The 10,025-nt window shown below is 70.5% G+C and carries 8 protein-coding genes and 1 riboswitch; of the genes, 6 read left to right on the top strand and 2 right to left on the bottom strand.

The features are described 5' to 3' along the window. The first annotated feature begins 24 nt into the window (after window positions 1-24). The 5 genes from U8D42_RS11195 to U8D42_RS11175 all read left to right on the top strand — a co-directional run bounded on the left by U8D42_RS11195 (window position 25) and on the right by U8D42_RS11175 (window position 7,092). Complete coding sequence (locus U8D42_RS11195) at window positions 25-606, top strand: carboxymuconolactone decarboxylase family protein (protein WP_322861028.1); 582 nt, start codon at window positions 25-27, stop codon at window positions 604-606. A gap of 32 nt (window positions 607-638) precedes the next feature. Then, window positions 639-1,763, top strand: coding sequence for an NAD(P)H-dependent flavin oxidoreductase (locus tag U8D42_RS11190; RefSeq protein ID WP_322861029.1), 1,125 nt, complete (start codon window positions 639-641; stop codon window positions 1,761-1,763). 213 nt (window positions 1,764-1,976) lie between these two features. Then, window positions 1,977-2,146, top strand: a riboswitch (M-box (ykoK) riboswitch). 293 nt (window positions 2,147-2,439) lie between these two features. Next, a complete protein-coding gene (locus U8D42_RS11185) occupies window positions 2,440-2,691 on the top strand; it encodes an Rv1535 family protein (RefSeq protein ID WP_322861030.1) in 252 nt (83 codons plus the stop codon). A 319-nt stretch (window positions 2,692-3,010) separates the two neighbouring features. Continuing rightward, on the top strand, window positions 3,011-6,136 hold the full coding sequence (gene ileS / locus U8D42_RS11180) for an isoleucine--tRNA ligase (protein WP_322861031.1): 3,126 nt from the start codon (window positions 3,011-3,013) through the stop codon (window positions 6,134-6,136). Between the two features lie 95 nt (window positions 6,137-6,231). Then, window positions 6,232-7,092: a DUF559 domain-containing protein gene (locus U8D42_RS11175; RefSeq protein ID WP_322861032.1), complete on the top strand. Its 861-nt coding sequence runs from the start codon at window positions 6,232-6,234 to the stop codon at window positions 7,090-7,092. Window positions 7,093-7,141: 49 nt separating this feature from the next. Here U8D42_RS11175 and U8D42_RS11170 read toward each other — a convergent pair whose 3' ends face one another. After that, window positions 7,142-7,642: a hypothetical protein gene (locus U8D42_RS11170; protein WP_322861033.1), complete on the bottom strand. Its 501-nt coding sequence runs from the start codon at window positions 7,640-7,642 to the stop codon at window positions 7,142-7,144. Window positions 7,643-7,690: 48 nt separating this feature from the next. On the opposite strand from U8D42_RS11170, the gene U8D42_RS11165 reads away from it, so the two are divergent. Further along, window positions 7,691-9,088 carry a DNA polymerase IV gene (locus U8D42_RS11165; RefSeq protein WP_322861118.1) on the top strand — a complete coding sequence of 466 codons (1,398 nt, stop codon included), beginning with the start codon at window positions 7,691-7,693 and terminating at the stop codon, window positions 9,086-9,088. Here the strand turns inward: U8D42_RS11165 and U8D42_RS11160 are convergent. Further along, on the bottom strand, window positions 9,053-9,979 hold the full coding sequence (locus U8D42_RS11160) for an asparaginase (RefSeq protein ID WP_322861034.1): 927 nt from the start codon (window positions 9,977-9,979) through the stop codon (window positions 9,053-9,055). The two genes, U8D42_RS11165 and U8D42_RS11160, sit on opposite strands and share 36 nt — an antisense overlap. Between the last annotated feature and the right edge of the window lie 46 nt (window positions 9,980-10,025).

Here is a 10,025-nt window from a genome sequence, read left to right as displayed (position 1 = left end):
CGCCAGCACACGAAAGCGCTCACCATGACAACAGCCCGCGTGCCGAAATTGCCGCTCGACGAGGCCACCGCCGCCGCCGACGAGGCGGCGGTGCCCAACTACATGGCCGAACTGAGCATCTTTCAGGTGCTGCTCAACCACCCGCCGCTGGCGCGCGCGATCAACGATCTGCTCGCCACCATGCTCTGGCACGGTGCCCTCGACCCGCGGCTGCGCGAGTTGGTGATCATGCGGATCGGCTGGCTCACGGCATGCGACTACGAGTGGACGCAGCACTGGCGGGTCGCGTCGCGGCTGGGCGTCGCGCCCGAGGATCTGCTCGGCGTGCGTGACTGGCAAACGTACGCCGGATTCGGCGCCGTGGAGCGCGCCGTGCTGGCCGCCACCGACGACGTGGTCCGCGACGGCGCGGTGAGCGACGCCAGCTGGGCGGCCTGCGAGCGTGAATTGGGCGGTGACCCAACGGTTCTCATCGAGCTCGTCACCGCGATCGGTGCGTGGCGGATGGTCGCGTCGCTGCTGCACAGCCTGCGGGTCCCGCTCGAAGAGGGCGTGTCCAGCTGGCCGCCGGACGGCCGGTCGCCCGCGCCGGCCGTCGTCGATTGACATATCGATCGATGGCTCTTTAGCGTCGGGCAATGCGTACCAGAGTCGCCGAAATGCTCGGCGTCGAGTTTCCCATCTGCGCGTTCAGCCACTGCCGCGACGTGGTGGCCGCGGTGACCAATGCGGGCGGGTTCGGCATCCTCGGCGCGGTGGCGCACAGTCCCCAGCGGCTGCAGAACGAGCTGACCTGGATCGAGGAGCAGACGGGAGGCAAACCGTTCGGGGTGGACCTGCTGCTGCCGCCCAAGTACGTCGGTTCGGACGAGGGCGGCATCGACGCCAAGCAGGCGCGGGCGCTGCTGCCCGAGGAGCACCGCGCGTTCGTCGACGACATCCTCGCCCGCTATGGGATCACCGCGCCGGCCCAGGAGGCGCGCGCCTCCGCCGGCGGCCTCAACATCTCGCCCAAGGGCTACCAGCCGCTGCTGGAGGTGGCGTTCGAGCACGACATCCGGCTGATCGCCAGCGCGCTCGGCCCGCCGCCGGCGGACCTCGTCGAACACGCCCACGACCGCGGCGTGCTGGTGGCCGCCTTGGCCGGCACCACACGCCACGCGCAACGGCACGCCGCCGCCGGCGTCGACCTGATCGTGGCCCAGGGCACCGAGGCCGGCGGCCACACCGGCGAGGTCGCCACCATGGTCCTGGTCCCCGAGGTCGTCGACGCCGTGGCGCCGGTGCCCGTTCTCGCCGCGGGCGGCATCGCCCGCGGCCGCCAGATCGCGGCCGCCCTGGCCCTGGGCGCCGAAGGCGTGTGGTGCGGGTCGGTGTGGCTGACCACCGAAGAAGCCGAGACGCCGCCGGTGGTTAAGGACAAGTTCCTGGCCGCCACCTCCTCGGACACGGTGCGCTCGCGCTCGATGACGGGCAAGCCGGCGCGGATGCTGCGTACGGCCTGGACCGACGAATGGGACCGGCCGGACAAGCCCGACCCGCTCGGCATGCCCCTGCAGACCGCGCTGGTCACCGAGCCGCAGGTGCGCATCAACTCCGCGGCCGCGCACCCCGGGGCCAAGGCGCGCGAGCTGGCCACCTACTTCGTCGGCCAGGTGGTGGGCTCGCTCGACCGCGTTCGCCCTACGCGAACGGTGGTGCTCGACATGGTCGAGGAGTTCATCGACACCGTCGGGCGGCTCGACGGACTCGTCGAGAGCTGATCGGCGGTCAAGGGCGGCCGTTCACCGGCTTTTCACAGCGGCCCGGCAAACACGAGGTGAACAAGCGGCACCGCCTCGGGGTTGGCTATCCGCCCAGCTCATGGCCGCAACCTGACCGAACCCTGTGTGCTCGCCCCGGAAAGCCGTAAAGATCGGGAAACGCGGCGGCGCGGAGTTTGACCCCGTCGGACCCGTCGTGCATTATCGGTCGCGTAAGCACCTCGTTAGGTGAGGCGTCTACACGAATACAGGCCACTGACCCCGAACGTCGAAAGACGCCCCGGGTCAGGACAGCTCCTCCCGGCTTAAGGGTTGAGCCCAGGTGGCTTCCGGAGTACCGGACACGTCGTGTGGTGCCGAAGCTCTGACGAGAGGGGTGCGGATCGCCGGCGAGTGCCGGGTTTCTGCTCCTCATGCTGCGCGCAAAAATCGCGTGCGGATCACCGCATGCGTCGTGACCGCGAGGAGGTGAGGGACACATGAGTTCCAGCGACAGTCCGGGTCGAAGTCCGAACTCCGTCTCGTCCCGAGCCGATCTCCGGCACGACGTTCTCGGTTGAGTCGTCGCAACGCTAATGGCTTGCCGGCCAAGCGTTCTCCGGATCGGAACCGCGACGGGATGGGACGCGTCAGTCCAGTTAGTCCCGTTTTCACGAACCCCGCCTAGGAGGCGATCATGACCGTAGCCCTGCACGACGAAGTGGTGACCGCAGCGCCCGCCCGCAAGCTGAGGGTGGTGCGCGACGCCGACACGACGCAGGCCGCCGTTGCGGCCCCCGCGCCCAAGAAGGCCGCCCGCAAGGTCCAGAAGCAGCCCGTGCTCGCCGGCGACCCGCTGGTGGAGGGCGCCACCCGGCTGCTCAGCGTCCCGCTGCGCCACGTGTACGCGGCACTGTGGCGCGTCGGCGTGCTCGAAGTCCAGGCCTGATCCGATGTGCAGCGACCAACCATGGCTCCAAGGGGCTACCCGGCCGCAGGTGTTTCCTGAGGCCAGGTAGCCACTTGGGGCGCTTCGCCTGAGTAGAATCGGGCCACTGGCGTCGATCCGGCATCACCGGGGAGCCTTCGGAAGAACAGCCGGCTTCTCCAGCGGAACCAGCTCAGTAGAACCGAACGGGTGGGCCCGTCACAGCCTTCAACGAGCGGCCACGCGCAGCGTGGCAAGCGGGGTGGTACCGCGGCGCTCGCGCAGTCAGCGCGTCGTCGTCCCCGGCCTCACCATAGGCACGCAGGAGACGACGCGCACCGTGACCGAGAACGCTGACGCCAAGGCCTACCCGAAGCTGGCCGGTGGCGCCCCGGACTTCCCGGCCCTCGAACTCGAGGTCCTCGACTACTGGGCCGCCGACGACACCTTCCGGGCCAGCATCGCCCGCCGCGACGGCGCCCCGGAGTACGTCTTCTACGACGGACCGCCGTTCGCCAACGGGCTGCCGCACTACGGGCACCTGCTCACCGGCTATGTGAAGGACATCGTCCCGCGGTATCGCACCATGCGCGGCTACAAGGTGGAGCGCCGTTTCGGCTGGGACACGCACGGGTTGCCCGCCGAACTCGAGGTCGAGCGGCAGCTGGGCATCAGCGACAAGTCGCAGATCGACGACATGGGGATCGCCGCGTTCAACGACGCGTGCCGCGACTCGGTGCTGCGCTACACCGACGAGTGGCGGGCGTACGTCACCCGCCAGGCCCGCTGGGTCGACTTCGACAACGACTACAAGACGCTCGACCTGTCCTACATGGAGTCGGTGATCTGGGCGTTCAAGCAACTCTGGGACAAGGGCCTGGCCTACGAGGGCTACCGCGTCCTGCCGTACTGCTGGCGCGACGAAACCCCGTTGTCCAACCACGAACTGCGGATGGACGACGACGTTTACCAGAGTCGCCAGGACCCGGCGCTGACCGTCGGATTCAAGGTCGCCGGCGGCCCGCTGGACGGCGCGCACCTGCTGGTGTGGACGACCACGCCGTGGACCCTGCCGTCGAACCTGGCCGTCGCGGTCAACCCCGAGGTGACCTACGTCGAGGTGCGGGCCGGCGAGCACCGGTTCGTGCTCGCCCAACCGAGGCTGGCCGCCTACGCCCGGGAACTGGGCGAAGAACCCGAAGTGCTGGCCACCTACCGCGGCGCCGACCTGCTCGGCACCCGCTACCTGCCGCCGTTCCCGTATTTCATGGACAGCCCCAAGGCTTTTCAGGTGCTGCCCGGGGAGTTCGTCACCACCGAGGACGGCACCGGCATCGTGCACATGGCGCCGGCCTACGGCGAGGACGACATGGCCACCACCGACAAGGTGGGCATCGTGCCGGTCACGCCGGTCGATGCCAGGGGCCGCTTCGACGCCACGGTGCCCGATTACCAGGGGCAGCGCGTCTTCGACGCCAACCCGCACATCATCCGCGACCTGAAGAACGGCAGCGGCCCGGCGGCGGCCAACGGCGCGGTGCTGCTGCGCCACGAGACCTACGAGCACCCCTACCCGCACTGCTGGCGCTGCCGCAACCCGCTGATCTACCGGGCGGTGTCGTCCTGGTTCGTCACCGTCACCGCGTTCCGGGACCGCATGGTGGAACTCAACCAGCAGATCACCTGGTATCCCGAACACGTCAAGGACGGCCAGTTCGGCAAGTGGCTGCAGGGCGCCCGCGACTGGTCGATCTCGCGAAACCGCTACTGGGGCAGCCCCATTCCGGTGTGGAAGTCCGACGACCCGGCCTACCCGCGCATCGACGTCTACGGCAGCCTCGACGAGCTGGAACGCGACTTCGGGGTGCGACCGACCAACCTGCACCGGCCCTACATCGACGAGCTGACCCGGCCCAATCCCGACGACCCGACCGGCCGCAGCACCATGCGGCGCATCCCCGACGTGCTCGACGTGTGGTTCGACTCGGGCTCGATGCCGTACGCCCAGGTGCACTACCCGTTCGAGAATGCGGAGTGGTTCGACACGCATTATCCGGGCGACTTCATCGTCGAGTACATCGGTCAGACCCGCGGCTGGTTCTACACGCTGCACGTGCTGGCCACCGCGCTGTTCGACCGGCCCGCGTTCAAAACCTGTGTCGCGCACGGGATCGTGCTGGGTTCGGACGGGCAGAAGATGAGCAAGTCGCTGCGCAACTACCCCGACGTCTCCGAGGTGTTCGACCGCGACGGCTCCGATGCCATGCGGTGGTTCTTGATGGCCTCGCCGATCCTGCGCGGCGGCAACCTCATCGTCACCGAGCAGGGCATCCGCGAAGGCGTGCGCCAGGTCCAGCTGCCGCTGTGGAACGCCTACAGCTTCCTGGCGCTCTACGCGCCGAAAGTGGGCACCTGGCGCACCGATTCGCCGCATGTACTCGACCGGTACATCCTGGCCAAGCTGGCCGTGCTGCGCGACGACCTCACCCGTGAGATGGACTCCTGCGACATCTCGAGGGCGTGCGAGCACCTGCGGCAGTTCACCGAGGCTTTGACGAATTGGTATGTGCGACGGTCGCGTTCGCGGTTCTGGGAGGAGGACGCCGACGCGATCGACACCCTGCACACCGTGCTCGAGGTGACGGCGAGGCTGGCGGCGCCGCTGCTCCCGTCGGTCACCGAGATCATCTGGCGCGGCCTGACCGGGGGGCGGTCGGTCCATCTCACGGATTGGCCCGACGCCGAACCGCTGCCGGCCGACCCCGATCTGGTCGCCGCGATGGACCAGGTCCGCGACGTGTGCTCGGCGGCGTCGTCGCTGCGCAAAGCCAAGAAGCTGCGGGTGCGCCTGCCGCTGCCGAAATTGACTGTGGCGGTGGACGATCCGCGGCGGCTGGAGCCGTTCGCCGCCCTGATCGCCGACGAGCTCAACGTCAAGAGCGTCGAGCTGACCGACGCCATCGACACCTACGGCCGGTTCGAGCTGACCGTCAACGCCCGCGTCGCCGGGCCGCGGCTGGGCAAGGACGTGCAGGTCGCCATCAAGGCGGTCAAGGCGGGGGAGGGCGTCGTCAACCCCGACGGCACCCTGACCGCGGGACCCGCGGTGCTGCAGCCCGAGGAGTACAGCTCGCGGCTGGTCGCCGCCGACCCGGAATTCACCGCGGCGCTGCCCGACGGGGCGGGCCTGGTGGTGCTGGACGGCACGGTGACGCCGGAGCTGGAGGCCGAGGGCTGGGCCAAGGACCGCATTCGTGAGTTGCAGGAGCTGCGCAAGTCGAGCGGCCTGGACGTGTCGGACCGGATCTGTGTGGTGATGTCGGTGCCGGCCGAGCGGGCCGACTGGGCGCGCACGCATCGCGACCTGATCGCCGGTGAGATCCTGGCCACCGATTTCGAATTCGGCACGCCCGCCGACGGTGTCGACATCGGCGACGGCGTGCGGGTGAGCATCGCCAAAGCCTGACCCGCGAAACTGTATTCCGCGACGCATTTCCCGAGACGAGCGGTCGCTAGTTGCAGTCTCGCGGGCATGTCGGCGTGGCGTGACACCCTGCCGTCGTGAGCACAGAGCCATTCGTCGGTACCGACGCCATCCGCGCGGGGGCGTGGACGCAACGTGAGCTGCGGCGCTCGTGCACCCGGATCTACCGCAACGTGTACCAGCGGCGCGGCGGCGAACTGACCGCGCGGGACCGCGCGATCGCCGCGTGGCTGTGGTCCGGTAAGCAAGCCGTCGTGGCGGGCACCTCGGCCGCAGCCCTGCACGGCGCCGAGTGGATCGATCCGCACTCCCCGGCCGAACTGGTCTGCGATCGCACGCGTCCGCCGCCATTGATCGTCACCCGCAACGAGACGCTTGCCGCCGCAGAGGTGACGATGGTCGACGGCATACCCGTCACCTCGGCGGCCCGCACTGCCTTCGACCTGGGACGGCGACCGGGGTCGACTGTCGCGGTGATCCGCATGGACGCCCTGGCCCGAGCGACGGGCCTTGCCGCCGAAGACGTGTGGCCGCTGGTGGACGACCACCGCGGCGCCCGCGGCATGAGGCAGTTGCGACGCGTGTTGCCCCTCGTCGACGCCGGCGCCGAATCTCCGCAGGAGACCAGGACACGGCTGGCGCTGATCCGCGGGGGTCTACCCAGGCCGCAGACCCAGATCGTCGTGCGCAACGTCTGGGGCGCCGTGCTGGCCAGGATCGACATGGGCTGGGAGGAGTGGCTGGTCGGGGTGGAGTACGACGGCCCGCAACACTGGACGGACCCGCGCATCCGCGCCAACGACATCGAACGCACCGCGGAATTGGAGCGACGCGGATGGCGCTTGATCCGCGTCAGCGCCGACCTGCTCAGACACCGGCCGGATGTCCTCGTGGAGCGGGCTCGGAGTGCCCTTACCGCGAGGGGCTGTCCGTGCTGACCGCGAGACTGCAACGGGGAACGTGTTTCTCGAGAAGACTCGTCGCTGGTTACAGTTTCGCGGAGGAACGGGAGCGCAGCGCCCGGTGGGCGTGCGGCCAGAACGGCATTCCCGCCACGACGGTCGCGCCGGTGGCGATGAGTCCGACCGCCACGTCGACGCTCTCGCGGCCGTCGCGTGCCCAGTAGACGTCCTTGAGGTCCAGGAGCAGCGCGAGCTCGTCGACGATCATGGCGTTCGCGGCCCCGTAGGCCATGGCCGCCACGGGATGCCGTCGTTGCCTCTCGGTTCCGCGCAGGCCCACGCCGCCCACCGTCGCCAACATCCCGATGCCGATGTTGTAGTGGTGAAAGTGCTTGCCGCCCAACGACACACCGCCCCCGGACGGGCCGTGGCCCGCCCGGATCCAATGCGTCAGCGCCCGCAGCCCGGCGAACGTGAGGGTGAACGACGTCCAGGCCAGGACCGTGGCCTGCTCACCGGGCTGCAGCCGCTGGTCCCACTGGTGACGCAACCGCTCCCACCGAGACTTCGGTGCTTCGGCGTCCATACCAAATGACGCTAGACCCATAGCATCAATTGCGTGGAGTCCCGTTGGGTGCTGCACCTGGACATGGATGCGTTCTTCGCCTCGGTGGAACAACTCACCCGGCCGACCCTGCGGGGGCGGCCGGTGCTGGTCGGCGGCCTCGGCGGGCGCGGCGTGGTGGCCGGCGCCAGCTACGAAGCCCGCGTGTATGGCGCCCGGTCGGCCATGCCGATGCATCAGGCCCGCCGGCTGATCGGGGTGACCGCCGTGGTGTTGCCACCGCGCGGCGTCGTCTATGGCGTGGCCAGCCGGCGGGTCTTCGACGCCGTGCGCAGCCTGGTGCCCGTCGTCGAGCAGCTGTCCTTCGACGAGGGCTTCGGTGAGCCGCCGCAGCTTGCGGGCGCGTCGGCCGAGGAGGTCGAGGCGTTCTGCGAGGACCTGCGGCGGCGGGTGCGCGACGAGACCGGCCTGATCGCCTCGGTCGGCGCCGGCTCGGGCAAGCAGATCGCCAAGATCGCCTCCGGTCTGGCGAAGCCCGACGGCATCCGGGTGGTCCGGCGCGCCGAAGAGCGGTCGCTGCTGGGCGGGCTGCCGGTGCGGCGGTTGTGGGGCATCGGGCCGGTCGCCGAGGAGAAGCTCAATCGGCTCGGCATCGAGACGATCGGCAACCTGGCCGCGCTGACCGACGCCGAGGCCGCCAACATCCTGGGCGCGACGATCGGGCCGGCGCTGCACCGCCTGGCCCGGGGCGTCGACGACCGCCCCGTCGCCGAGCGCGCCGAAGCCAAGCAGATCAGCTCCGAGTCCACCTTCGCCGTCGACCTGACCAGCCTGGAACAGCTGCGCGAGGCCATCGATCCGATCGCCGAGCACGCCCACCAACGCCTGCTGCGCGACGGCCGCGGCGCGCGCACCGTCACGGTGAAGCTGAAGAAGTCCGACATGAGCACGCTGACCCGCTCGGCCACGCTGCCCTACGCCACCACCGAGCCCGGCGCGCTGGTCGCGGTGGCGCGGCGGCTGCTGCTCGACCCGCGCGAGATCGGCCCGATCCGCCTGCTGGGCGTGGGCTTTTCGGGTCTGAGCGACGTGCGCCAGGAGTCGCTGTTCCCGGATCTGGACCTGGCGGGGGAGACGTCGGAGGAACACGCCGTCCAGACCGCTGCCGAGGCCATGTTCGCGCCGGGGCCGGAGGCGGTCCCGGGGTGGCGGATCGGTGACGACGTCGCGCACCGCGAACTCGGGCACGGCTGGGTGCAGGGCGCGGGCCACGGCGTGGTCACCGCGCGGTTCGAGACCCGGAGCTCGGGCCCGGGCCCGGCCCGGACCTTTCCCGCCGACACCGCCGAGCTGACCAAGGCCAACCCGGTCGACTCGCTGGACTGGCCGGACTACCTGGGCGCGATGCAGGACCTGGAAGCGAATGCGGCGTCAGCCCCACCGGGCGATGACATCGCCGACGGGTAGCCCCGCGGCCAGCGCGGCCATCATCAGCACGCGGGCCTGCGGCGGCCGCAAGCTGGGCACCATCACCGCGCCCGCGGCCGCCATCTCGTGCCCGGGTCCGTAGCTGGCCCCGACCCGGCCGCCCGGGACGCGGGTGGACACCGCGACCGCGACGCCGGCCCGGCAGTGGCGACGCACCGCGTCGACCACCGCGTCCCCGGCGTTGCCCGAACCCAGCGCCTCGAGCACCACGCCGCGCGCCCCGGCGGCCACGCACGCGTCGAGGGCCACCCCGTCGCTGCCCAGGTAGGCGGCGACGATGTCCACCCGCGGCGCCTCCGCCGCGCTCAGGGCGCCGAGCTGGGGCCGCGTCTTGGTGCCGGCCAGTGTGACGCCGCCGTCGGCGGTGCCGATCAGCCGGCCCGCGAAACCGCTCAGGTCGTTGGTCGCCACCTTGCTCATCCCCAGCGGCTGCAGCACCCGGCCGGCGAAACACACCAGCACGCCCAGGTCGCGAGTGGCGGAGCTGCCCGCCACCGCAAGGGCGGCCCGCAGGTTGGCCGGACCGTCGGCGTCGGGGGCGTCGGCGCTGCGCATGGCCCCGGTGAGCACCACCGGAACGTCGCCGTCATGGGTGAGCTCGAGCCACAGCGCGGTCTCCTCCATGGTGTCGGTGCCGTGCGTGATCACCACACCGTCGGCGCCGCCTGCGATCGCGGCCCGCACCGCGCCGCGCATCCGGTCCCAGTCGGCCGGCACCAGCTGCGAGCTGTCCACGGCCAGGAGGTCGACCCCGTCGACGTCGAGTCCGGCCGCCAGATCGGCCGCGCCATAGGCGGGCCGGTGCACGCCGTCCGCGCCGGTGCCGGTCGATATGGTGCCTCCGGTGGCGATGACGGTGAGCCGGCCCATGGGGAGATCATCGCGCACGCCAACCGCGAACATCGGCCGGCCCGCG

This window comes from Mycobacterium europaeum (assembly GCF_034555895.2).
Taxonomy (GTDB): domain Bacteria; phylum Actinomycetota; class Actinomycetes; order Mycobacteriales; family Mycobacteriaceae; genus Mycobacterium; species Mycobacterium europaeum.
The sequence above is the reverse complement of the archived record's forward strand: the minus strand, read 5'-3'. Positions and strand labels throughout refer to the sequence as shown.

What these genes read in the sequence shown, in the direction of transcription:
- U8D42_RS11195 (WP_322861028.1), top strand. Translation starts at nt 25, where the DNA reads ATGACAACAGCCCGCGTGCCGAAATTGCCGCTCGACGAGGCCACCGCC.
- U8D42_RS11190 (WP_322861029.1), top strand. Translation starts at nt 639, where the DNA reads ATGCGTACCAGAGTCGCCGAAATGCTCGGCGTCGAGTTTCCCATCTGC.
- U8D42_RS11185 (WP_322861030.1), top strand. Translation starts at nt 2,440, where the DNA reads ATGACCGTAGCCCTGCACGACGAAGTGGTGACCGCAGCGCCCGCCCGC.
- U8D42_RS11170 (WP_322861033.1), bottom strand. Translation starts at nt 7,642, where the DNA reads ATGGACGCCGAAGCACCGAAGTCTCGGTGGGAGCGGTTGCGTCACCAG.
- U8D42_RS11160 (WP_322861034.1), bottom strand. Translation starts at nt 9,979, where the DNA reads ATGGGCCGGCTCACCGTCATCGCCACCGGAGGCACCATATCGACCGGC.